The organism is uncultured Microbacterium sp., assembly GCF_963528945.1.
In the GTDB taxonomy this organism is placed as follows: domain Bacteria; phylum Actinomycetota; class Actinomycetes; order Actinomycetales; family Microbacteriaceae; genus Microbacterium.
This window is the reverse complement of record NZ_CAURWX010000003.1, coordinates 213,429-236,493: the sequence shown is the minus strand read 5'-3', so window position 1 is coordinate 236,493 and position 23,065 is coordinate 213,429. Positions and strand designations below refer to the sequence as shown.

General features: G+C 70.7%; 24 protein-coding genes. 9 read left to right on the top strand and 15 right to left on the bottom strand.

Going from position 1 to position 23,065, the window contains the following annotated elements:
* Positions 1-11: 11 nt before the first annotated feature.
* Genes RWS82_RS11050 through RWS82_RS11035 form a run of 4 tightly spaced genes read right to left on the bottom strand, consistent with a single transcriptional unit; the run spans position 12 to position 3,229 of the window.
* Entirely contained in the window at positions 12-989 is a 978-nt protein-coding gene (locus tag RWS82_RS11050; protein ID WP_314650092.1) for a hypothetical protein, read from the bottom strand.
* Positions 986-1,810 (bottom strand): GntR family transcriptional regulator, encoded by an 825-nt coding sequence (locus tag RWS82_RS11045; RefSeq protein WP_314650090.1) that lies wholly within the window; start codon positions 1,808-1,810, stop codon positions 986-988. The genes RWS82_RS11050 and RWS82_RS11045 overlap by 4 nt, the downstream gene beginning before the upstream one ends.
* Position 1,811: 1 nt before the next feature.
* Positions 1,812-2,216, bottom strand: coding sequence for a D-ribose pyranase (gene rbsD / locus RWS82_RS11040; protein WP_314650089.1), 405 nt, complete (start codon positions 2,214-2,216; stop codon positions 1,812-1,814).
* A gap of 47 nt (positions 2,217-2,263) precedes the next feature.
* Positions 2,264-3,229 (bottom strand): ribokinase, encoded by a 966-nt coding sequence (locus RWS82_RS11035; RefSeq protein ID WP_314650087.1) that lies wholly within the window; start codon positions 3,227-3,229, stop codon positions 2,264-2,266.
* Positions 3,230-3,349: 120 nt separating this feature from the next.
* Between RWS82_RS11035 and RWS82_RS11030 the strand changes: the two genes are divergently transcribed.
* Positions 3,350-4,012, top strand: a complete 663-nt coding sequence (locus RWS82_RS11030; protein ID WP_314650085.1) for a transaldolase family protein — start codon at positions 3,350-3,352, stop codon at positions 4,010-4,012.
* A 30-nt stretch (positions 4,013-4,042) separates the two neighbouring features.
* Here the strand turns inward: RWS82_RS11030 and RWS82_RS11025 are convergent, their stop codons facing one another.
* A complete protein-coding gene (locus RWS82_RS11025; protein WP_314650084.1) occupies positions 4,043-4,720 on the bottom strand; it encodes a FadR/GntR family transcriptional regulator in 678 nt (225 codons plus the stop codon).
* A gap of 47 nt (positions 4,721-4,767) precedes the next feature.
* Here RWS82_RS11025 and RWS82_RS11020 point away from each other — a divergent pair, with 47 nt between their 5' ends.
* Positions 4,768-5,742 carry an amidohydrolase family protein gene (locus RWS82_RS11020; protein WP_314650082.1) on the top strand — a complete coding sequence of 325 codons (975 nt, stop codon included), beginning with the start codon at positions 4,768-4,770 and terminating at the stop codon, positions 5,740-5,742.
* A gap of 184 nt (positions 5,743-5,926) precedes the next feature.
* Here RWS82_RS11020 and RWS82_RS11015 read toward each other — a convergent pair whose 3' ends face one another.
* Together RWS82_RS11015 and RWS82_RS11010 are read right to left on the bottom strand one after the other, a co-directional pair.
* On the bottom strand, positions 5,927-6,679 hold the full coding sequence (locus RWS82_RS11015) for an SDR family oxidoreductase (RefSeq protein WP_314650080.1): 753 nt from the start codon (positions 6,677-6,679) through the stop codon (positions 5,927-5,929).
* The gene (locus RWS82_RS11010) at positions 6,676-7,536 is read right to left on the bottom strand and encodes a fumarylacetoacetate hydrolase family protein (protein WP_314650078.1); all 861 of its coding nucleotides are present in this window, start codon (positions 7,534-7,536) and stop codon (positions 6,676-6,678) included. Before RWS82_RS11010 ends, RWS82_RS11015 begins: the two co-directional genes overlap by 4 nt.
* A gap of 126 nt (positions 7,537-7,662) precedes the next feature.
* Between RWS82_RS11010 and RWS82_RS11005 the strand changes: the two genes are divergently transcribed.
* From RWS82_RS11005 to RWS82_RS10995, 3 genes are read left to right on the top strand one after another with little or no spacing between them, the layout of a single operon-like run.
* On the top strand, positions 7,663-8,958 hold the full coding sequence (locus RWS82_RS11005) for an L-fuconate dehydratase (protein WP_314650077.1): 1,296 nt from the start codon (positions 7,663-7,665) through the stop codon (positions 8,956-8,958).
* The gene (locus tag RWS82_RS11000; protein WP_314650075.1) at positions 8,945-9,922 is read left to right on the top strand and encodes an aldo/keto reductase; all 978 of its coding nucleotides are present in this window, start codon (positions 8,945-8,947) and stop codon (positions 9,920-9,922) included. Before RWS82_RS11005 ends, RWS82_RS11000 begins: the two co-directional genes overlap by 14 nt.
* A gap of 16 nt (positions 9,923-9,938) precedes the next feature.
* A complete protein-coding gene (locus RWS82_RS10995; RefSeq protein WP_314650073.1) occupies positions 9,939-10,358 on the top strand; it encodes an RbsD/FucU domain-containing protein in 420 nt (139 codons plus the stop codon).
* Between the two features lie 56 nt (positions 10,359-10,414).
* On the opposite strand, the gene RWS82_RS10990 is transcribed toward RWS82_RS10995, so the two are convergent.
* Positions 10,415-11,416: a LacI family DNA-binding transcriptional regulator gene (locus RWS82_RS10990; RefSeq protein WP_314650071.1), complete on the bottom strand. Its 1,002-nt coding sequence runs from the start codon at positions 11,414-11,416 to the stop codon at positions 10,415-10,417.
* Between the two features lie 210 nt (positions 11,417-11,626).
* On the opposite strand from RWS82_RS10990, the gene RWS82_RS10985 reads away from it, so the two are divergent.
* The 4 genes from RWS82_RS10985 (at position 11,627) to RWS82_RS10970 (ending at position 16,360) form a co-directional block, all read left to right on the top strand.
* Entirely contained in the window at positions 11,627-12,496 is an 870-nt protein-coding gene (locus tag RWS82_RS10985) for a sugar phosphate isomerase/epimerase family protein (RefSeq protein WP_314650069.1), read from the top strand.
* Between the two features lie 198 nt (positions 12,497-12,694).
* Positions 12,695-14,197, top strand: coding sequence for a sugar ABC transporter ATP-binding protein (locus RWS82_RS10980; protein WP_314650066.1), 1,503 nt, complete (start codon positions 12,695-12,697; stop codon positions 14,195-14,197).
* Positions 14,197-15,228: an ABC transporter permease gene (locus RWS82_RS10975; RefSeq protein WP_314650063.1), complete on the top strand. Its 1,032-nt coding sequence runs from the start codon at positions 14,197-14,199 to the stop codon at positions 15,226-15,228. The genes RWS82_RS10980 and RWS82_RS10975 overlap by 1 nt, the downstream gene beginning before the upstream one ends.
* Positions 15,229-15,370: 142 nt before the next feature.
* Positions 15,371-16,360: an ABC transporter substrate-binding protein gene (locus RWS82_RS10970; protein ID WP_314650060.1), complete on the top strand. Its 990-nt coding sequence runs from the start codon at positions 15,371-15,373 to the stop codon at positions 16,358-16,360.
* A 495-nt stretch (positions 16,361-16,855) separates the two neighbouring features.
* On the opposite strand, the gene RWS82_RS10965 is transcribed toward RWS82_RS10970, so the two are convergent.
* The 7 genes from RWS82_RS10965 to RWS82_RS10935 form a co-directional block, all read right to left on the bottom strand.
* The gene (locus RWS82_RS10965; protein WP_314650057.1) at positions 16,856-17,152 is read right to left on the bottom strand and encodes a putative quinol monooxygenase; all 297 of its coding nucleotides are present in this window, start codon (positions 17,150-17,152) and stop codon (positions 16,856-16,858) included.
* A gap of 185 nt (positions 17,153-17,337) precedes the next feature.
* Positions 17,338-18,300 (bottom strand): aryldialkylphosphatase, encoded by a 963-nt coding sequence (locus tag RWS82_RS10960; RefSeq protein ID WP_314650055.1) that lies wholly within the window; start codon positions 18,298-18,300, stop codon positions 17,338-17,340.
* Positions 18,297-19,280 (bottom strand): shikimate dehydrogenase, encoded by a 984-nt coding sequence (locus RWS82_RS10955; RefSeq protein ID WP_314650053.1) that lies wholly within the window; start codon positions 19,278-19,280, stop codon positions 18,297-18,299. Before RWS82_RS10955 ends, RWS82_RS10960 begins: the two co-directional genes overlap by 4 nt.
* A 9-nt stretch (positions 19,281-19,289) precedes the next feature.
* Positions 19,290-20,243, bottom strand: coding sequence for a phosphoglycerate dehydrogenase (locus RWS82_RS10950; RefSeq protein ID WP_314650051.1), 954 nt, complete (start codon positions 20,241-20,243; stop codon positions 19,290-19,292).
* A complete protein-coding gene (gene xylB, locus RWS82_RS10945) occupies positions 20,243-21,733 on the bottom strand; it encodes a xylulokinase (RefSeq protein ID WP_314650048.1) in 1,491 nt (496 codons plus the stop codon). The genes RWS82_RS10950 and xylB overlap by 1 nt, the downstream gene beginning before the upstream one ends.
* Before the next feature lie 9 nt (positions 21,734-21,742).
* Positions 21,743-22,327 carry a glucose-6-phosphate isomerase family protein gene (locus RWS82_RS10940; RefSeq protein ID WP_314650047.1) on the bottom strand — a complete coding sequence of 195 codons (585 nt, stop codon included), beginning with the start codon at positions 22,325-22,327 and terminating at the stop codon, positions 21,743-21,745.
* A 173-nt stretch (positions 22,328-22,500) separates the two neighbouring features.
* Positions 22,501-23,037 (bottom strand): CGNR zinc finger domain-containing protein, encoded by a 537-nt coding sequence (locus tag RWS82_RS10935; protein WP_314650044.1) that lies wholly within the window; start codon positions 23,035-23,037, stop codon positions 22,501-22,503.
* Positions 23,038-23,065 lie beyond the last annotated feature (28 nt).

Sequence of the window (23,065 nt, the reverse complement as noted above, 5' to 3'; positions counted from 1 at the left end):
CGTACCGGGCGTCAGTTGTCGGTGTAGCCGCCCTCGCCGGTGTCGCCGTCGTATGTGAAGGTGCGGTCTTCGAGCACGATGCGGATGTCGCTGCCCAGCGGTTCGCCAGCGAGCAGCTTGCGTTCGAGTTCTTCGACGTCGCCGAGATACTCCGACGCGTCGCCGCCCCAGATCGTCGCGACCTTCATGTCGGTGAGCAGGTAGAGGAAGGCGCTGACCGCGGTCTGGTTGAACTCGGTGTTCGGGATGCGCTCCCACAGCGAGCCGTCTTGGCGGGCGGCCTTGTACTCGTCGATCTTGCCCTGGATGACGGCCTCGGCCGAACCGGGGTCGGCGGCGGGCGGGGCCTCCGACGGGGCGGTGGTGGGCGCGCTCGACGGGGTGGGGCGCGGGGTGGGTGCGGCGGTCTCGCTGCGGGTGGGAACGGGAGACGGCACCGCTTCGGGACGCCCCGGGTTCGACAGCAGCACTGCGGCCGTCACGATCCCGCCGATGACGATGACGGCGCCGAGGGCGATGAGTCCCACCACGAGCCCGGTGCGCTTCGGGCTCTGGCTCGGGTTCGGGGCGGACGGGTATGCCGGATAGCCGGTGCTGCCGGGTGGGTAGGAGCCGCCGGATGCCGGCGGGTAGGAACCACCGGATGCCGGCGGGTAGGAACCACCGGATGCCGGCGGGTAGGAACCACCGGATGCCGGCGGGTACGCCGGGGTGGGCCGATACGGCTGCGGCGGCTGGTACTGCGGCGGCTGCGGCGCGGTGGGAGCCCCGTATCCGGGCTGCGCGCCGTAGGGCGGCTGTGGCGCTCCGGGTGCGCCGTAGTGCGGCGGCTGCGGTGCGCCGGCGGGCAGGCCCGGGGCCGGCGCATCCGACCCGACCGGCGGAGCCAGCGGCGGCTGGGGCGCGGGGGGAGGGGGAGGGGTGGCGCCGGAGGGCGGCGGGGCCACGACCTCGTCGGGGCCCGGCTGCTGATCGTCGTGCGCGGTCATGACTGCACCCTCGTTCGTCCGGCGAGCGTCATGCCTCCGCGTCCATCGACGTGGAGGAGCGACGCCTGCGACTGCTCCTGCTGCAACTGGAATTCGAACCGCGAGCGGTCGCCGCGGTGGTACGCGATGAAGTACTCGATCGGCGTGCCGTCGTCGGTGCGGCTGACGCTGCGCAGACGCAGCAGCGCCGACCCCGCGCTCACCCCGAGGTGGCCCGCCTGCTCGTGCGTCGCGACCGTGGCCTCCGCCGACCGCACGCCGTGCGTCGCGACGATGTCGTGCTCCGAGAGGAGGCGGTAGAGCGAGGCATCCGACAGATCGACGCCGAGGGTGACGGAGCCGACGGCATCCGGCATCCACGTGGTCGACAACGACCACGGCTCGTCGTCGACGTGCCGCAGACGTTCGAGCACCACCACCGGAGAACCGACCGCGATCTCGAGGGCCGCGGCGATCTCCTCGTCGGCGATCGTGCGCTCGTGCCGCAGCACGTCGCTGTGCACGTGGCCCCCGCGGCTCTCGACGTCTTCGTACAGGCCGACCAGCGTGTGCACCAGACTCTCGGCGGTGCGCGGGCGCGAGACGAACGTTCCCTTGCCCTTGACCCGCTCGACCAGGCCCTCGTGCTCGAGCTGCGCCAGCGCCTGCCGCACCACGGTGCGCGAGACGCCGTAGCGCTCGCAGAGGCCGTGCTCGCCGGGCAGCGGGTCGCCGGGCTGCAGGCCGTCGCGCGCGATCCCGTCGATGATGAGCCGTCGCAGCTGGTCGTACATCGGGGCCGCCGAGCGGCGATCGATCGCGTCGAGTGTCGGCGAGGTCATCTCAGTACGCTACCCCCGCGTGCAGGATCACGTTCGCGTACGGGGTGAACTCGCCCGACCGCACGAACGCGCGTGCGCCGCGGGTGCGCTCCTTGAACTCGACGTGCGGGATCAGTTCGATCTCGAACCCCATGCCCGCGAAGCGCTCACGCAGGGCGTCGAGCACCTCCGGGCTCTTCTCCGCGACCTCGACCGACACCGTCGCGCCCTCGACGACGAGTTCGGCGAGCACCGTGTCGAGCACGTCGAAGAATGCCGGGGCGCCGGGGCGGTAGGCGAGGTCGATGCGCTCCGACCCGGGCGGGATCGGCAGGCCCGCGTCGGTGACCACGATCAGGTCGGTGTGGCCGGTCTCGCTGATCACGCGCGAGAGCGCCGGGTTGATGGTCGTCGGGGTCTTGCGCATGGTCGTCTCCGGTCGGGCGATGGGAAAAGGGTGGGTCGCGACGCCGGTCAGGCGGCTGGGATGCTCGCGCCCTCGCGCTCGGCGAGGAACGCGTCGACCTCGGCGCGCAGCGGCAGGCTGGGCGAGGCGCCCTGCTTGGTGACCGTCAGGGCCCCGGCGGCCGTCGCCAGGCGCACGGCTTCGGTGAGGTCGAGGCCGTTCGCGAGAGCCGCCCCGAGGTACCCGGCATAGGCGTCGCCGGCGGCGGTGGTGTCGACCGCTTCGACCGGGAACGGCGCGATGACGGATGCCCCGTCGGCGGTGACCACGCACGACCCCTGGCCGGCGAGGGTGATGACGGCCGCGCCGACGCCCTGGTCGAGGAACCAGCGTCCGGCGAGCTCGGCGGACGCGGCATCCGTCACCTCGATGCCGCTGATGAGCGTCGCCTCGGTCTCGTTGGGGGTGACGATGTCGATGCTCGCCCACACCTCGGGCGGCAGCGGCGCCGCGGGTGCCGGGTCGAGGATGACGGTCATGCCGTGCTCGCGACCGCGCGCCGTGATGTGCGCGGTGAGGGCCGACGGGGTCTCGAGCTGCGTGAGCAGCACCGAGGTGGTGGGCGCGAGCGCGGCGAGGGCCTCGTCGATCTGCGCGGTGCTGAGGGCGGCGTTCGCGAGCGGCACCATGACGATGTCGTTCTGCGCCGAGGAGTCCACGCGGATGTGGGCGATGCCGGTGGGTCCGGGCACGGTGCGCAGGTGTGCGAGGTCGACCCCGGCGTCGGTGAGACCGTCGACGACGAGGTCGTGGAAGAGGTCGTCGCCGACGCATCCGACGAAGCTGGTGCGTGCGCCGGAGCGGCCGGCGGCCACGGCCTGGTTCGCGCCCTTGCCGCCGAGCATGAGGGTGAACTGCTCGCCGAGGATGGTCTCCCCCCGCGCGGGAAGGCGCTGCGAGAAGGTCGTGACGTCGGCGGTGACGCTGCCAACGATGACGACGCCGGTGCGGTCGGAGGGGTGTGCGGTGGCCATGTCGCTCCTGGTCGTCGTCGACGGAAGGGGGCGGCGCGGATGCTTTGACATCGGTCTGCGCCTGTCATTACATTAGCTGAAGCCGAACCTGTAACGACAGGTCGACCCCGAGGAGACCCGATGACCGCGATCGCCCCCCGCCTCTACGTCGACAGCGCCGACGTCGACCGGGTCTCCCGGCTGCTGACGGCGGGCGTCGTGCACGGCGTGACGACGAACCCCACGATCCTCGAACGCGGTGGTCGCACCGCCGCCGAGATCCCCGACCTGTACGCGCGATGGGAAGGCGAAGGGGCCGAGGAGATCTTCTTCCAGACGTGGGGCGGCGACACCGCCTCGTTCCTGCGCAACGCCGAGACCATCCGCGGCCTGGGCGAGCGCGTGGCCGTGAAAGTGCCCGCCACGGCCGCCGGGTTCGCCGCGGCATCCGCCCTCGTGCGCGACGGCGCGACGGTGCTCGTGACCGCCGTCTACTCCGTCGCCCAGGCGCTCGCGTGCGCGAGCATCGGAGCGCAGTACATCGCGCCGTACCTCGGACGCATGCGTGACGCCGGCCTCGACGGCGACGCCGTGATCGCCCGCATGCAGGAGGTGTGCGCGGGCAGCGGCTCGAACGTGCTGGCCGCGTCGCTGCGGTCGGCCGACGACATCGTGGGCCTGCGGCTCGCCGGGGTGCCGTACTTCACGGCCGCGCCCGACGTGATCGAGCAGACCCTGTTCCACGACGTGAGCGACAGCTCGGCCGCCGAGTTCGATGCCGCCATGGTGCGCCTCGGCGCGTAGCGCGCTGACTCCCGCGCGAAGGGGGCAGGGCTAGGCGGTGGCGGCCTGGCGCAGCCAGCGCTCGACGCCCGCGATGTGCGCGGTGGCGAGCGACGTCGCGAGGGCCGAGTCGTGCAGGGCGATCGCGTCGGCGATGGCGCGATGCTCCGACAGGGTGCGCTCGACCGCGTTGGCCTCGGTGAGACCGCGCCACACCCGGGCGCGCACGGTCTGGCTGCTGAGGTGCTCGATGAGGCTCGCGAGGTACGCGTTGCCGGCCATCCGCACGATCTCCCGGTGGAAGCGGATGTCGTGCGCCACGAGCTCCTCGATCGTCACCGACGCGTCGACGCCCTCGACCTCCGCGACGAGCGCCGCGATGTCGTCATCGTCGCCGTGGGTGGCGGCGAGGCCGGTGGCCTGCGATTCGAGCATCCGTCGCACCGCGAAGATCTCGAGCATCGAGTCGTCGTCGTGCATGTCGACCACGAACGCGATGGCTTCGAGCAGCAGGTGCGGTTCGAGGCTGGTGACATAGGTGCCGTCGCCGCGTCGCACGTCGAGCACGCGGATCACCTCGAGCGCCTTCACGGCCTCCCGCATCGAGTTGCGCGAGAGGCCCAGGCGCTCCGACAGCTCCTTCTCGGGAGGCAGTCGGTCGCCGGGGGAGAGTTCGCCCGACACGATCATCGCCTTGATCTTCTCGATCGCCTCGTCGGTGACTGCCATGGGCGTCATCCTAGCCAGTCATCCGATGTCTGAGGCAGGATGGGGGCATGCGAGTCCTCGATTCCCATCTGCACCTGTGGGACGACGAAGTCCTCACCTACACGTGGCTGAAGGGCCCCTACGCCCTCCGCTTCGCGGAGACCGAACTCGAGCACGCCCGCCTGCCCGGGGTGCACCGCGAGGAATGCGTCTTCGTGCAGGCCGAGACGGTCGACGACGACTACCTCGGCGAGGTGAAGTGGGTGGAGTCGATGGCCGACCGCCTCGGCATCGTCGGGATCGTCGCCGGCGCGCAGCTGCACCGCGGCGTCGACACGGTCACGCACCTCGAGGAGTTGATCGCGCATCCGCTCGTCGTCGGCGTGCGGCACAACCTGCAGGACGACCCAGACGGGCTCGCGATGTCGTCGGCCTTCGTGATGGGCGCGCGCGAGGTCGCGGCTCGGCTGCTCAGCTTCGACGTGTGCGTGCGCGCCGAGCAGCTCCCCGACATCGCACGGCTCGCCGGGGCGGTGCCCGACCTGCGCATGGTGCTCGATCACCTCGGCAAGCCGGCGGTGGGAACGGCGGATGCTCCCCTCGCCCCGACCCCGGAATGGGTGCGCGACCTCGAGGAGGTGGCGAAGCATCCGGAGACGTTCTGCAAACTGTCGGGGCTGCCGGCCGAGGCGGGCGGCGCGTGGAGTGCCGAGCAGCTCGTGCCGTTCCTCGACGCGGCGGCCGATGCGTTCGGCGCCGACCGTCTGATGTGGGGGAGCGACTGGCCGGTCTCGGCGGTGGGTCCCGCGGAGGAGGGCGACCCGCATGCTCCCGCCGACGGCTCGGCGACCTATCAGTACACCGCGCGGAGCCGGTGGGCGGATGCCGTCACCACCTGGGCCGCCGCGCGCGGCCACGACGTCGAGGCGATCATGTGGGGCACCGCACGCGCGTTCTACCGCCTCGACGAACCGCGCATCGTGCCGGTCGAGCCGCCGCGCCGACGCGGTTTCTTCTCGCGGCTGCTCGGTCCGCGCGCGTAGTGACCGGGGCGCCCGCGTAGCGACCGGGGCGCGCGCGTAGCGACGGAGATCTCTCGCTGTGCAGGAGTGGATCGCGCGGATGCTCCTCCGCATCGCGAGATCTCCTTCGCTGCCGCGCGGCACGGCACCCGCCCCGGGGCGTTGCGAGGCGCAGCCCCGGGCGCGGTGCCGCGACCCGCCGGGGCTACTCCGACCGCAGGCGCAGCTGCGCCATTCCGCCGTCGACCTCGATGAACGTGCCCGTCGTCGACCCGGACGCGGGCGACACGAGGTAGGCGACGGCACCGGCGACCTCGGCCGGGCTCACCAGGCGTCCGTGCGGCTGGCGGGCCTCGAGGGCGGCGCGTTCGGCGTCGGGGTCGGATGCCGCGTCGAGCAGCCGTCCGACCCAGGGGGTGTCGGCGGTGCCGGGGTTGACGGCATTGACGCGGATGCCCTCGCGCAGGTGGTCGGCGGCCATCGCCCGGGTGAGCGCCGAGACGGCCCCCTTCGACGCGCTGTAGAGCGCACGCTGGGGCAGGCCGGTGGTGGAGGCGATGGATGCCGTGTTGCACACCGCCGCCGACGGCGACTTGCGCAGCCACGGCAGCGCGGCCGAGGTCACGCGGGCGATGCCGGTGACGTTGATGGAGAGCACGCGCGCCCACTCGGCGTCGTCGTTCGCGGAGATGTCGCCCTGCGCCCCGACCCCGGCGTTGTTGACGACGATGTCGATGCGTCCGAACTCCTCGGCGACCGCGGCCACCGCGGTGTCGACGCTGGCGCGATCGGAGACGTCGGCGGTGAACGCCGAGAATCGGGTATCCGCTCCCGAGGTGTCGCGGTCGAGCACCGCGATGCGGGCGCCGTCGGCGTGCAGGCGGTCGGCGATCGCCGCCCCGATGCCCGAGGCGCCGCCGGTGACGATGGCGACGAGCCCGTCGAGTGCGCCGGTCATGCGCGGGCCTCCCAGGCCACGAACTCCTGGCGCTGGTGGCCCAGGCCGTCGATCTCGACCTCGACCACGTCGCCCGGGGCGATGTACGGGAAGTTGCCCGACAGGGCCACGCCCTGCGGGGTGCCGGTAAGGATGAGGTCGCCGGGCTCGAGCGTCACGTACTGCGACAGGTGGTGCACGATCGTCTCGACGTCGAAGATCATGTCGCTCGTGTTCGAGTCCTGACGCGGTTCGCCGTTGACGAAGCTGCGCAGGCCGAGGGCGTGGTGGTCGACCTCGTCGGGGGTGACGAGCCACGGGCCGGTGGGGTTGAAGCCCGCGGCGATCTTGCCCTTCGACCACTGCCCGCCCGAGACCGCCATCTGGAAGTCGCGCTCCGAGACGTCGTTCGCGAGCACGAAGCCGGCGACGTGCGCCATCGACTCGTCGGGGGAGTCGAGGTAGGCGGCGCGGGTGCCGATCACGATGCCGAGCTCGACCTCCCAGTCGGTCTTCGTACTGCCGCGGGGGATGGTGACGGTGTCGTTCGGGCCGACGACGGTGTTCGGCGTCTTCAGGAACAGGATCGGGATGGTCGGCGGCTCCGAACCCGACTCGGCCGCGTGGGCGGCGTAGTTCATGCCGATGCAGATCACGGCGCTGGGTCGCGCGATGGGGGCGCCGATGCGCAGCGTGTCGGCGCCGTCGAGCTCGGGGAGCTCTCCGGCCTCGCGCGCGGCGGTGACGCGAGCGACGAAATCGCCGGCCAGGAAATCGCCGTTCACATCGGATGTCACGGGGCGGAGATCGAAGTGGCGATCCCCCTCCACGAGGACGGGGATCTCTTCTCCGGGGGTACCGAGCCGCGCGAACTTCATGATTCTCCTGATCCTTCGGGGGACCGCCCGGGGACGGCCATCGTCGTTGACAGTATAGACATCGGATGTTTACACTCCAAGGGATCCGCGCGGAACATCCGGCCGCGCTCGAGAGGAACCGCACCCGTGAGCCGCATCGTCGCACTCGACACCACAGACATCCGCTTCCCCACGTCGTTGAGCCTCGACGGCTCCGACGCGATGAATCCCGATCCCGATTATTCCGCGGCGTACGTGATCGTCCGAACGGATGCCGACGACGACGTCGAGGGGCACGCCTTCGTCTTCACGATCGGCCGCGGCAACGACGTGCAGGTCGCCGCGATCGACGCCCTCGCGGGACACCTCGTCGGCCGCGAGATCGAACCGCTGCTCGACGACATGGGCGGCACCTTCCGCGACATCATCGGCGACTCGCAGCTGCGCTGGCTCGGCCCCGAGAAGGGCGTCATGCACATGGCGATCGGCGCCGTCGTCAACGCGCTGTGGGACATCAAGGCCAAGCGCGCCGGACTGCCCCTCTGGCAGCTGCTCGCCCGCATGACGCCGGAGGAGCTCGTCGACCTCGTCGACTTCCGCTACCTCACCAACGCCCTCACCCGCGAGGACGCCCTCGAGATCCTCCGCGCCGCCGAGCCCGGCCGCGCCGAGCGCGAACGCGAGCTGCTCGCCACCGGGTACCCCGGCTACACCACCAGCCCCGGCTGGCTCGGCTACTCCGACGAGAAGCTCGAGCGCCTCGCCCGCGAGGCGATGGCCGACGGCTTCACCCAGATCAAGCTCAAGGTCGGTGCCGACCTCGACGACGACATCCGCCGCTTCCGCAAGGCCCGGGAGGTGTGCGGCCCCGACTTCCCCATCGCGATCGACGCCAACCAGCGCTGGGAGGTGTCGGAGGCGATCGAGTGGGTGAACGCGCTCGCCGAGTTCCACCCCGCCTGGATCGAGGAACCCACCAGCCCCGACGACATCCTCGGCCATGCCGAGATCGCCCGCGGCGTCGCGCCGATCCGCGTCGCCACCGGCGAGCACGCCCAGAACCGCATGATCTTCAAGCAGCTGCTGCAGGCCGACGCGATCTCGGTCATGCAGATCGATGCCGTGCGCGTCGCCGGCGTCAACGAGAACATCGCCAACCTGCTGCTCGCCGCCAAGTTCGGGGTGCCCGTGTGCCCGCACGCCGGCGGCGTCGGCCTGTGCGAGGCCGTGCAGCACCTGTCGATGTTCGACTTCGTCGCCGTCACCGGCACCCGCGAGGGCCGCATGATCGAGTTCGTCGACCATCTGCACGAGCACTTCGTGGTCCCCACCGACATCCAGGGCGGGTCGTACATGGCCCCCACCGCCCCGGGTTCTGGCATGGAGATGAAGGCCGACAGCATCCGCACCTACACCTGGACGGGCGCGCATGTCGTCGCCTGAGCGCGCCCTCGTCCTTCCCACCCTCGGCTACGGAGCCGCGAACGTCGGCAACCTGTTCCGCGAACTGAGCGACGACGACGCCTGGGCCGTGCTCGACGCGGCGTGGGAGAGCGGCATCCGGTACTACGACACCGCCCCGCACTACGGGCTCGGACTGTCGGAGCGCCGGCTGGGTGCGTTCCTGCAGACCAAGCCGCGCGACGAGTACGTGCTCTCCACCAAGGTCGGCCGGCTGCTGCGCCCCAACCCGCAGTACGCGGGCGGCCTCGACACCGCCAACGACTTCGACGTGCCCGACGACCTGCAGCGCGTGTGGGATTTCTCGGCCGACGGCATCCGCACCAGCCTCGACGAGTCGCGCGAACGCCTCGGCATCGAGCGCATCGATCTGCTCTACCTGCACGACCCCGAGCGGCACGACCTCGACCTCGCGCTCGCCGAGGCCTTCCCGGCGATGCAGCAGCTGCGGGCCGACGGCGAGGTGACAGCCATCGGCATCGGATCGATGGTGTCGGATGCTCTCGCCACCGCCGTGCGGTCGGCCGACCTCGACCTCGTCATGGTCGCCGGTCGCTACACGCTGCTCGAACAGCCGGCCGCGGCCGATGTGCTTCCGGCGTGCCGCGAGACCGGAACGGGGATCGTCGCGGCGTCGGTGTTCAACTCCGGCCTGCTCGCAGCGAGCGAACCGCGCCGCGACGGCCGGTACGAGTACGGCCAGCTGCCCGACGAGCTGTGGGACCGTCTCGTGCGCATCGCCGCCGTATGCGCCGACCACGACGTGCCGCTGCCCGCCGCGGCGATCCGGTTCCCGCTGCAGGCGCCGGAAGTGCGGTCGGTGGTCGTCGGTGGCAGCCGCCCGGCACAGCTCCGGCAGAATGCGGAGTACGCGGCGCTCGACATCCCCGACGCGCTCTGGCACGACCTCGCGGCGCAGGGGCTCATCCCCGGCGCCGACGACTGATCGAGAGGAGCATCCGTTGCTCGAAGGCATCCACCCCCTGCTCACCGGCGAGCTGCTGCTGCACCTCGACCGGATGGGGCACTCCGACTCGGTCGTCGTCGCCGACGCGCACTTCCCGGCGTGGGCGCTCGGCGCACGCGTCGTCGACCTGCCGGGTACGACGACCCCCGAGGTCGTCGCAGCCATCCGCTCGGTGCTGCCGCTCGACGACGCCCCCGGACTCGACCTCATGGAATCCGCCGACGGCGAGGTGCTCGACGTGCAGCGCGAACTCATGGCCGCGGCCGGCACGGCGCTCGAGACGACGCGCTTCGTCGAGCGGTTCGACTACTACGAGGTGGCGAAGGGCGCGTACCTGATGGTGCGCACCGGCGAGACGCGCAAGTACGGCAACGCGCTGCTGCGCAAGGGTGTCGTCGGGCACGCCTCCGCCTGACGTCGGTGCCGGCCGGTGTGCGGTCGGACGCGGCAGAACCTGCGGGGCGACCGCGGCTAGCGGCCGGCGGTCGACTCGCGCACGACGAGTTCGGCGGCGAAGGGGGTCATCGCGGGCGGGGGAGCGGTCGGGTCGGCGAGCTGCTGCAACAGCACGGCCCCGGCGGCCCGGCCGATCTCGTACCCGGGCTGACGGATGCTCGTGAGCGGCACCACACCCTGATGCGCCTGGTCGACGTCGTCGAAGCCGATGATCGCGATGTCGTCCGGCACCCGGATGCCGTGGCGCAGCAGCACGGTCAGCACCCCGAGCGCGACCATGTCGTTGGCGGCGAACACCGCGTCGGGGCGTTCATGGGGCGGGAGGGCGGCGAGGCGCTCGCCGGCCTCCATGCCGTCGTCGGTCATCAGGTGCGCGACCTCCTGCACCTCGACCGTCGCCCCGGTGCCGGCGACGGCCTCTCGCAGCCCCGCCAGGCGGTCGTTCGACTGGCTGACCGTCGGAGTGCCGAGGAAGAGGATGCGGCGGCGACCGAGGCCGATCAGGTGCTCACCGGCGAGGCGACCGCCGCCCGTGTCGTCGAACAGCACCGAGGCGACGGAGCGCGAAGGGCGGATCGGGCCGACGACGACCGAGCGGATGCCGCGTTCGGCGAGCGTCTCGAGCCGGGGCACCACGTCGTCGAGCGGGTAGATGATGATGCCCTGCACGCGGTGCGCTTCGAACATGTCGAGGTTGCGGCGCTCCTGCGCGCGGTCGCGGTTGCTGTTGCTGAAGAACAGCGACCACCCGCCCTCGCGCGCCACGTCTTCGACTCCGCGCGAGAGCTCGTGGAAGTAGGGCAGCCAGGCGTCGAGCAGGATCAGCGCCAGCGCCTTGCTGGCCCCGGCGCGCAACTGCCGCGCCGACTCGTTGGGCACGTAGCCCAGTTCGGCGATCGCGGCGCGCACCCGCTCGCGGCTCGCCTCACCGAGCACGTGCGGGTGGTTGAGGTAGTTCGAGACCGTCGACGACGAGACTCCGGCGAGTGCGGCGACGTCTTTGACGCTCGCGGGCATCGGTGCTCCCTGGTGAGATGGCGGCCGGCACGGAGCCGGTGCGGGCGACTCGCCCGGACGATCGGCCTCAGCGTACCGACGTTATTGGCACGTTACAAGAATCTTCTTGACAGCGGATCGCAGCGCCGCATAGCGTGACCTGCACACCGAGTTGGAACGTGCCAACTCGAACGGGGCGACGGTGCCGCACACCCGCCTCCGAAGGGCCCCATGAACATCGGATGCCACGGACTGGTCTGGACCGGGAACTTCGACGCCGACGGCATCCGCCTGTCGGTCGAGAAGACCAAGGAGGCCGGGTTCGATCTGATCGAGTTCCCCCTCATGGACCCGTTCGCCTTCGATGTGGCGGCCGCGAAGGATGCGCTCGAGGAGCACGACCTCGCCGTCAGCGCCTCGCTCGGACTCTCGGAGGCGACTGACGTCACCAGCTCCGACCCCGCGATCGTCGCCGCCGGCGAGGCGCTGCTGCTGCAGGCCGTCGACGTGCTCGCCGATCTCGGCGGCTCGCACTTCTGCGGCGTGATCTACAGCGCCATGAAGAAGTACATGGAGCCGGTCACGCCGGAGGGGCTCGAGAGCAGTCGGCGCGCGATCGCCAAGGTCGCCGATCACGCCGCGGAGCGGGGGGTGCAGGTCGCCCTCGAGGTCGTCAACCGCTACGAGACGAACGTGCTGAACACCGCGCGCCAGGCGATCGACTTCGTCGGACGCATCGATCGCCCGAACCTCGGCATCCACCTCGACACGTACCACATGAACATCGAGGAGTCGGATATGTTCGCGCCGGTTCTCGACGCGGCACCGCAGCTGCAGTACGTGCATATCGGCGAGAGCCACCGCGGGTACCTCGGCACGGGCTCGGTCGACTTCGACACGTTCTTCAAGGCGCTGGGGCGCATCGACTACGACGGTCCGATCGTGTTCGAGTCGTTCTCGTCGGCGGTGGTCGCGCCCGATCTCAGCCGCATGCTCGGCATCTGGCGCAACCTGTGGACCGACAACGCCGAGCTCGGGGCGCACGCCAACGCGTTCATCCGCGACAAGCTCGTCGCGGTCGACAGCATCCGTCTGCACTGAGTCCGCACGGCGGGGGAGCGGATGCGGCGGCCAGCCGTGACCAAGATGTTATTACAGGTCTTCCGCGAACCGGCCCTGTTAGATACATTTAGATACAACTTGCGCCGAAGGGCGTCGCAAGTCACAATTGATCCGATGTTTCACCCCCCGCGGTGAACGCAGCAGGATTCAAGACCTTCAAGGAAGCAGGTGAGGCACGTGAGTGATCCCATCCTCAAAGTGGAGGGCATCAGCAAGGGATTCCCCGGTGTCCAGGCCCTCAAGGACGTGCACCTCGAGGTGCGTGCCGGCGAGGTCCTCGTGCTCGTCGGCGAGAACGGCGCCGGCAAGTCGACGCTCATGAAGATCCTCTCGGGGATCTACACGAAAGACGAGGGCACGATCTCGTTCGAGGGTCGAGAGGTCGAGCTGACCAGCCCGCTGCAGGCGCAGGAACTCGGCATCACGATCATCCACCAGGAGCTCAACCTCATGCCCGACCTCACGGTCGCGCAGAACATCTTCGTGGGCCGTGAGCCCAAGGTCGGCCCGTTCCTCTCCGAACGGCGACTCAACATCCAAACCGCCGAACTGCTGCAGCGGCTCGGCATCCACCTCGACCCGCGCCAGCGCGTGGGCGAGCTCACGGTCGCCGAGCAGCAGATGGTCGAGATCGCGAAGGCCCTGTCGTTCAACGCCAAGGTGCTCATCATGGACGAGCCCACCTCGGCCCTCACCGACTCCGAGGTCGAGACGCTGTTCGTGCTCATCGAGCAGCTCAAGGCATCCGGCACGGGCATCGTCTACATCTCGCACCGCATGGACGAGCTGCGGCGCCTCGCCGACCGGGTCACCGTGCTCCGTGACGGCGCATACATCGGATCACTGGAGAAGTCCGAGGTGAGCATCCCCCGCATCATCGAGATGATGGTCGGGCGTCCGATCGACGAGGGCACGCGCCCCACCGCCCGCGAGCACATGAACGACCCGGTGGTGCTCGACGTGCAGGACCTGTCGACCAAGAGCCTGCTCACCGACGTCTCGTTCCAGCTGCACAAGGGCGAGATCCTCGGGTTCGCCGGGCTCATGGGCGCCGGCCGCACCGAGACCGCCCGCGCGATCATCGGCGCCGACCCCCGCGACGGCGGCACCATCACCATCGGCGGACGTTCGGCCCGCATCACCCAGCCGGCGGATGCCGTGAAGCACGGCGTCGGCTACCTCTCGGAGGACCGCAAGCTGCTCGGCCTCATGCTCGAGCAGGACGTCACGTTCAACACCGTGCTCGCCTCGCTCGGGTCGTACGCCAACGGCGTCGGCTGGATGGGAGACGGCAAGGCCAAGAACCGCACCAAGGAGTACGTCCAGCAGCTGCGGGTCAAGACGCCCTCGGTGAACCAGGTCGTCAAGCTGCTCTCGGGCGGCAACCAGCAGAAGGTCGTCATCGCCCGGTGGCTGATGCGCGACTGCGACATCCTCATCTTCGACGAGCCCACCCGAGGCATCGACGTCGGAGCCAAGGAGGAGATCTACCGCCTCATGCAGCAGCTCGCTGATGCAGGCAAGTCCATCATCGTCATCTCGTCGGAGCTGCCCGAGATCCTCCGCGTCGCGAACCGCATCGCCGTGTTCGCGAACGGCCGGATCACCGGGACGCTGCGCAACGAGGAAGCCAGCCAGGAGAAGATCATGCAACTCGCAGCCCATGGGGAGGAAGACTGATGAGCACCCCGCAGAACGGGTCGTCGACGACGACGATCATCCAGACCGCCGTCGCGGAGAACACCGACAAGCGCGACATCGGCGGGTTCCTGCGCCGTCAGGTGCAGCAGTCGCTGGCGTTCGGCACGCTCGTCGTGCTGTTCATCTTCTTCTCGCTGGCCAGCCCGAACTTCCTCACGTGGAACAACGTCTCGGGCATCCTGCTCTCCACCGCCGTCATCGGCATCCTGGCCCTGGGCACGACGTTCGTCATCATCACCGGCGGCATCGACCTGTCGCTCGGCACCGGCATGGCGCTCTGCTCGGTCATGACCGGTGTGTTCATCACCAACATGGGGTTGCCCGTGGTGGTCGGCGTGCTCGGCGGCATCCTCACCGGCATCCTGATGGGGCTCGTCAACGGCCTCAACATCACCTTCCTGCGCCTGCCCCCGTTCATCGCGACGCTCGCGATGATGATGATCGCCGGCGGTCTCGCCCTGGTGATCTCGGGCGTCGCGCCGATCTACTTCTCGAGCTCCGCGCCCGACTTCAAGCAGATCGCCCTCGGCACGCTCATCCCCGGTCTGCCGAACGCCGTGCTCATCACGCTCGTGCTCGCGGTCGTCGCGTACCTGGTGCTGTCGAAGACGCTCCTCGGCCGCTACACGTTCGCCATCGGCTCGAACGAGGAGGCCACCCGCCTCTCCGGCGTCAACACCCGCCGCTGGACGATCTTCGTCTACATGTTCGCGGGCGCCTTCACCGGCATCGCCGGCGTCATCATCGCCTCGCGCCTCGACTCGGCCCAGCCGCAGATCGGCACGGGCTACGAGCTGCAGGCCATCGCGGCCGTCATCATCGGCGGCACCTCGCTGCTCGGCGGGCGCGGCTCGATCCTCGGCACCGTCATCGGCGCGCTCATCATGAGCGTGCTCGTCAACGGCCTGCGCATCATGTCGATCCAGTCGGAGTGGCAAAACATCGTCGTCGGCGTCGTCATCCTCATCGCCGTCTTCTTCGACTCGCTGCGCAACCGCGCACGCACCTGACCCCGGGGGCGGCGTCCGTGCCCGCTGCCCCCGATTCGGCGACCCGGCCGATGACCCGCGGAACCCTCCGCACCGGCACACCGCACCAAGAAGTCCCACGTCGGCTCCTGGGCCGACGCCCATCACAAACAACGGAGTTTCCATGAAGTTCGGCAAGAAGGCCGCATTCGCGGCACTGGTCGTCACCGCGGCGATCACCGTCGCCGGGTGCTCGAGCAACGGCGGCAGCGCCGGCAGCGGCAGCGAGGGCAGCGGCGACAAGATGTACATCGCACTCGTCTCGAAGGGCTTCCAGCACCAGTTCTGGCAGGCCGTCAAGAAGGGTGCCGAGGAGAAGGCCGCCGAGCTCGGCGTCGACATCACCTTCGAGGGCCCCGCCGCCGAGACCGAGGTCGACGCGCAGCTGCAGATGCTGCAGACGGCCATCGACAAGACGCCCGACGCGATCGCGTACGCCGCCCTCGACCCCGAGGCCTGCGTGCCCTACCTCGACAAGGCCAAGGCCGCCGACATCCCGGTCGTCTACTTCGACGCCCCCTGCGACGGCGACGTGGGCCTGAGCCTCGCCGCGACCGACAGCAAGGTCGCCGGTGCGCTGGCCGCCGAGCACATGGCCGAGCTGATCGGAGGCGAGGGCGAGGTCGCCATCGTCGGCCACTCGCAGATCAACTCGACCGGTGTCGAGCGTCGTGACGGCTTCGTCGAGAAGATCGAGTCGGACTACCCCGACATCGAGATCGTCGACATCCAGTACGGCGACGGCGACCACCTGAAGTCGGCCGATATCGCCAAGGCTATGATCGCCGCGCACCCCGACCTCAAGGGCATCTACGGCACCAACGAGGGCTCGGCGATCGGCGTCGTCAACGCCGTGAACGAGCTGGGTCTCGAGAAGGGCAAGCTGACCATCATCGGCTTCGACTCGGGCGCCGCGCAGATCAACGCGATCAAGGACGGCACCATGGCCGGTGCCATCACGCAGGACCCGATCGGCATCGGCGCGCAGGTCGTGCAGGCCGCGTACGACGCCGCCAACGGCGACTCGGTCGACGAGTTCTACGACACCGGTTCGTACTGGTACGACAAGTCGAACCTCGAGGACGAGAAGATCGCCGCGGTCCTGTACCAGTGATCTGAGTTCCCACGACGAGGCCCCTCACCGTTCGCGGTGGGGGGCCTTTCGTGTGCGGGTGGGTGCGGGTGGGGCGGGGTGGTTCGGCGGGTGGGTTCGGCGGCTGAATGCAGGCAAGGGTGGCGGATGCGGGCGGCGACGGGTGGATTCCGCCTGCAGGCCGCCGCGGTGCCTGCAGTTCGCCGGGCGGCGGCGGCCGGTTGCACGAGTTCCGCACGCATGCACGGACGGATGCCCGGATTCTCCGTGCATCTGTGGCCGGTCCGTGCAGGTGACGACCGGGCGGCCGAATGCAGGCAGGGGTGGCGGATGCGGGCGGCAACGGGTGGATTTCGCCTGCAGGTCGCCGCGGTGCCTGCAGTTCGCCGGGCGGCGTCGGCCGGTTGCACGAGTTCTGCACGGATGCACGGACGGATGCCCGGTTCCTCCGTGCATCCGTGGCCGGTCCGTGCAGGTGGTGGGGCGGGGCGGGGCGGGGCGGCGGTGCGGGGAGGGTCAGAGGCGGCGGAGGAAGGTGAGCTGCGACGACGGCTCGACGATGAGCTGCTGCAGGGCCGCGTTGAAGGGCACGCCGGCGGGTGCGGCGAGATGGGCGCGGAACGCCTCGTCGTCGCGGTACACCTCGTAGACGAAGAACCGGTCGGGATCGTCGACGAGACGCGTCGCGTCGAAGACCACGTTCCCCTCCTCGGTGCGCACCTCGTCGGCGAAGTCGCGCAACAGGGCGGCGACCTCGTCACCGCGGCCCGGCTGCGCGGTGAACTGGGCGTGGAGGATGGTCGGTTCGGTCATGAGGGCTCCTTCGTTCGGGGGGATGCGGGGATGGTCGGGTCGCCGGATGCACGGGGTTCCCACGGATGCACGGGCGGATGACCGGATGTTCCGTGCAGGTGTGGCCCTCCCGTGCATCCGGCGGGTGGGGGCCGACGGCTCCGTGCCCGTGCGGGTGACCGGGGCCGAACGTGCATGGGCCCGGGTCAGGGACGGAGGTCGAGGAGGCGAGCGGGGGTAGTGACGAGCATCCGGTCGACCGCGTCGTCGCCGATGGCGGCGCGCAGGCGGGGGAGGTAGCGCTCGCCGAGGTACGCGAGCCCGGGCATGCCGTCGTAGGCGACGTACCGGGTGCGACGGGCGACGTCTCCGCCCAGCACGATCCGGTCGCCCGCACCCCGCTCGACGACGGCGGCGGTGAGCGCCAGCAGCTCGGCATCCGACCGGGTGCGCGGTCGGGCCATGCCGTCGTAGCCCAGATGCGCGCCGCGCTCGGCGAGCGAGACGTGGAGGCCGGGGTCGGGGTCGCGGTCGGCATGGGCGAGCACCACGCGGTCGGATGCCACGCCCGCGGCCGCGAGCAGGTCGAGCACCTCGTGGGCAGCCGTGCAGAACTCCAGGTGCACCATGATGGCGGCGCCCGTGGCGCGGTGCGCGGCGGCGAGGGCGTCGAGCGTGGTGCGTTCGAACGTGCTGATGCGCCAGTAGTCGATGCCGCCCTTGAGGATGCCGGCGCGCACCGGCGATCCGTCCGGCGCGGTCGCCGTCTCGCCCGGCGACCCGGGGGTCACGGCCGCGTCGTCGAGTGGCATCCCGTCGACGAGGTCGCCCACGAACAGGGCGGCCAGCGCCTCCGCATCCCAGGAGCGGGTCGGATGCTCCGTGGCGTAGTGCGCCTCGCGGTGCCGTCCGGTCGTGGCCACCACCCGCAGCCCCGTCGCCGCACTGATCCGCGCGACCGCCGCCGGGTTTCGTCCGATGCCGAACGGTGTGGCGTCGACCATGGCGGCGAAGCCGCTTCCCCGCAGCAGCGCCGCCTCGGCACCCGACCGCTGCTCGTCGTCGAGCTCGTCACCGGGCAGCAGCGGGGTGACCTGGAAGAGGTGCTCGTGGTAGTTCGTCGGCCCGAGCGACGCCGGGTCGATGTCACCGAGGACCGTGCGGATCATCGGCGGGCGGAGTCGGCGGCCTCGGCGAGACGTTCGACGGTCTCGGGGGTGAGGTCGATCTCGAACACATCGGCGACGACCTGCGACCAGCCGTGGATGAAGTACCGCCAGCCGTCGACGACGACGAGCGACCGTTCCTGTTCGTGCGCCCGCGCCTGGTGCAGGAACTCCAGCGAGCCGCGGTAGTTGAACTCCCACACGTAGGCGCGCTCGGGGAACACCACATCGTCGGGGAGGGGCGAGCCGGGGCGGTCCTTGCCGAGCCCGGTGGCGTTGACGATCACCGACCCCGGCGCCGCGGCGGCGACGAGCGCGGCAGCCTCGGCCGGGGTGTCTGTGCGCACGTAGCGGAGGAGGCCCTCGGGGGTGCCGTGCTGCTCGTGCACGCGACGGAGGTGGGCGAGCGCCTCGTCGGTGCGGGCGGTCACGGTCACGCGCGACGGAGCATCCGCCCGCTCGGCGAGCGCCCAGCTGAGCGCCGTGCCCGACCCGCCCGCGCCGAGGATGACGACCTCGGCACCGGTGCGCGCGAAGTGATCAGCGGGCAGGAAGTCGTTGAGTGCCAGGTCGACCGTGATCGGATCTTTCGCGCGGCCGATCAGCCGATCGCCGCGCTTCGAGATGCTCGAGATCTCGCTGCACGATACGGCGAACGGGTCGAGCTCGTCGAACAGGTCGGATGCCGCCGCGAACACGTTCATCTTGTGCGTGGTGACGAGCGCACCGCGGTGGTTCGGGTCGTCGCGGATCTGCTCGACCATCGCGACGTACTGTGCGGGCGTGGCATCGATCGGCAGGTCGTGACCGACCAGTTCGCGGGTGGGCAACCCGAGCACGTCGGCCCACCGGGGGAACACCTGCATGATCGACGAGGAGCCGGTGCTCACGCCGACGAAGCCCATGTAGCCGGCGTCGGTGCGGGCATCCGCACGGTCGGCGGAGGCGCCGTCGCCGAGGTCGGTGGGGAGGGAGGTGGTCATCGCGGTCTCCTACGGGGCTGTCACGGGGAAGCGGGGGGCGTCGCCGCGCAGCACGGCGATCACGTCGGCGAGCGACAGGGCGCCCATTTTGTCGACGGCCTGGGTGGTCTGTGCGCCGAGGTGCGGCGTGACGATCACGCGGTCGGCGAGGTCGGGGGCGAGCAGCGGGCTGTCCTTCGCGGCGGTGTCGCCGTCGAGCGTGTCGGCGGCGTATCCGGCGAGGATGCCGTCGCGCAGAGCATCCGCCACGGCCCGCTCGTCGATCAGGTCGCCGCGCGCGGTGTTGACCACGATGCTCCCCCGGCGCATGCGGGCGAGGCGGGCGGCGTCGACGAGCAACTGCCCGCCGGGCGCGTGCAGCGAGATCAGGTCGGCGGTCTCGAACAGGGCGTCGAGCTCGACGGGCTCGGCCCCGGCCGCGCGCACGGCGTCGGCGGGCACGAACGGGTCGGCGGCGACGATGCGGCAGCCGAAGCCGCTCAACCGGCGCGCCACGCCCTGGCCGATGCGGCCGAAGCCGACGATCCCGACCGTCGCCGCTCCGAGTTCGCGCCCGCGCCGCACGCCCCAGTCGCCGTCGCGCACACGACGGTCGCCGTCGGGAACGAAGCGCAGCGCGGCGAGCATGAGTCCGACGGCGTGATCGGCCACCGCATCGGCATTCGCGCCGGGGGTGTTCGACACCGGGATGCCCCGACTGCGGGCCGCGTCGAGATCGACGGCCTCGGTGCCCACGCCGTAGCGCGCGATGATCTTGAGCTTCGGGGCGGCGGCGAGATGAGCGGCGGTGACGGGTCCGGTGCCGGCGATCCAGGCATCCGCGCCGTGCAGCAGGGAGCGCAGCTCGTCGAGGTCGTGGTGGGCGGGACCGCGCAGGATGCGGTGGCCCGCGACCGTCGCGCGGGCGACGAGGTCGAGGTCGCCGTCGGAGAACGAGCGGCTCGTGACCAGGATGACGCCCATCAGCGGGGCCTCGACGCGAACCACGGCGCGAGCGCGGTGTACGCGTCGGCGAAGCGGCCGTGACGTTCGGCGTAGACGGCGTGCCGGCCGGAGTCGGGGGTGAACTCGGCGGTGACCTCGCTCAGCGCGCGGGCCGCCGAGAAGTCGGCGAGCCCCAGACCGACCGCTCCCGTCACCGCGGCACCGAGGCTGTTCGCCTCCTCGACGATGGTGCGGCGCCGCACGGGCACACCCCACACGTCGGCGAGCACTGACAGGTACACGTCGCTCTGGGCGCCGCCGCCGACCGCGTCGATGCGGTCGATGGTCGCGCCCGCAGCGCGGAACGCCTGGATGCACGTGAGCAGGTTGAACGCCGTCCCCTCGAGCACCGCGCGGACCAGGTGGGCGCGGGTGTGATGGCGCGACAGGCCGACGAAGGCCCCGCGGGCATCCGGGTCCCACAGCGGGGAGCGCTCGCCCAGCAGGTACGGCAGGAAGTAGAGGTCGTCGGTGTCGACGTCGGCGGATGCCTCGGCGATGAGGCGCCCGGTCTCGGGGTGCGCCGGGTCGGGCGAGAGGGCTTCGGCGATCCACTGCACGGATGCTCCGCCCGCCTGCATCGTCGCGGTCGGCACGAACGATCCCGGCACGACGTTGTCGAAGGTGAACGTCGCCATCGCCGGGTCGTGCAGCGGAGCATCCGCCGCGAACGAGATCCACGACGAGGTGCCCAGGCACACGTACGCGCCGTCTTCGGGGGCGACCACGCCGGAGCCGACCGCGGCGAGCGGGCCGTCGCCGCCGCCCATCACCACGCGCACGCCGGTGTGCAGGCCCAGAGCCTCGGCCGCGGCATCCGTCAACGGCCCCGCGATCGCGGTCGAGTCGAGGATCTCGGGGAACAGCGCCGGGTCGAGGCGCGCGGCCTGCAGCACCTCGTCCGACCAGGTGCCGGTGCGCTGGTCGTAGGCGTTCGTGCCCGAGGCGTCGGAGCGGTCGGTCGCGAGGCGCCCGGTGAGGCGCAGCACGATGAAGTCCTTCGCGATGCAGAAGCGGCGCACGCGCGCCCACACGTCGGGTTCGTTGTCGCGCACCCACATGATCTTCTCGACCGAGTAGGTGGGATTCAGGCGGTGCCCGAGGATGCCGTAGGCGTGCTCCGCGCCGAGCGCCCGCTCGAGCTCGCGCTGCTGCGCGCCCGCTCGGGTGTCGGCCCAGATGATCGCAGGACGCGCCGGCTCTCCCTCGGCGTCGAGCAGCACCGCGCCCATCATCTGCCCGCCCACGACGAGACCTGCGACGTCGGCCGGGGCGGTATCGGTCTTCGCGAGCAGGGTGCGGGTCGCCTCGACGACCGCGTTCCACCAGTCGACCGGGTTCTGCTCGGCGACGCCGCCCGCTGCGAAGTGCGCGGGGTACGGAACCGTCACCGACGAGACGAGGCGTCCGTCGTCGTGGTGCAGCGAGGCCTTGTTTCCGGTCGTGCCGAGGTCGTGGGCGATGAGCATGGCGGTCGCTCAGCCCTCGGTCGTGTACGGGCGCAGGTCGGTCGAGCCGTCGGTGCCGCGGTAGGCGCGAGAGCCCATGCCGTGCTCGAGAACCCAGCCGTAGTCGTGTCCGGCGCCGCCGGGGTACACGGCGAGGAACGCGTAGGGCTCGTCGCCCGTGTTGACCGAACGGTGCGCCCATCCCGGCGGGATGTAGCCGATGGTGCCGGGCAGCATGTCGAGCCATTCGGTGCGCTCGCCGTCGAACATGAGCAGACCGCCACGGCCCTTCAGGGCGAGGTAGATCTCGCCCTGGTGGTCGGGGTGCTGGTGTCCCTTCGTCATCCACAGTTCGCCGGAGGTGTCGCCGGGCATGATCGTGGTGATCGACTGCGGCAGCTCGCGATCGACCTCGGGCACGGGCGAGCTGACGACGGTGTAGACGACCGGGTCGTCGCCTTCGGCCGCGGCCTTCCAGGCGTCGTGGTCGAGGAAGAGGCCTTCGAGGTCGGACATCCGCCGGGTGAGGGTCGGGCCTTCGGGGGAGAGCGTGAGCTTCTCGGCATCGAAGGCGATCGCCATCGGAGAGATCGGCGGGGTCTGGTACTCGGGCATCGGTGCTCCTCGTGCGGCGTGCGTCGTTGCGGGCGCGGCCGGGACCGCCACCTGTCATTACAGGTGAGCATACCTGTTATGACAGGTTGGCGTCTACTGCGCGCTGCTCATGCGCGCAGGAGGTGCTGCGCGGGTGCGCGGGCGGGTGCGCGGCCGGATGCGCGGCGGCGGGGCTAGGGCGTGGCGCGGCGGGCGCGGTACGCGGCGACGGCGTTGCGGTTGGCGCAGGTGGGGGAGCAGTAGCGCTTGGAGCGGTTGCGGCTGAGGTCGAGGGCGATCGCCTCGCAGTCCGCGTCGTCGCACACGGTGAGGCGCGACTCCTCCTGCTGGCGGATCACGTCGATCAGGGCCATCGCCGTCTCGATCAGCACGCGTTCGGCGAGAGGGCGGTCGTCGCCGACGGCGTGCAGGTGCCAGTCGGCGTCGCCGTGGCGCACGAGCTGCGGCACGATGCGGCTCTCGGCGAGCACTGTGTTGATGCGCGTCGCCATCTCGTCGCGCGGCGCGAGCAGCAGCGAACGCAAGCGGGGGCGGATGCTCCGCAGCTCGTCGAGCTCGCGCCGATCGCGGTCGATGCGCCCGGTGTAGGGGAACTCCTCGAGGAAGGCCGCCTCGTCGGCGAGGCTCTCGAGCGTGTCTGGATGCTCCGCCGAGTTCGCGAGCCACACGGAGGCCCGCAAAGCATCCGTTGTGTCATCGGTGAAGATCATCTTGACACCTTACATCGGGGTGCGTAGC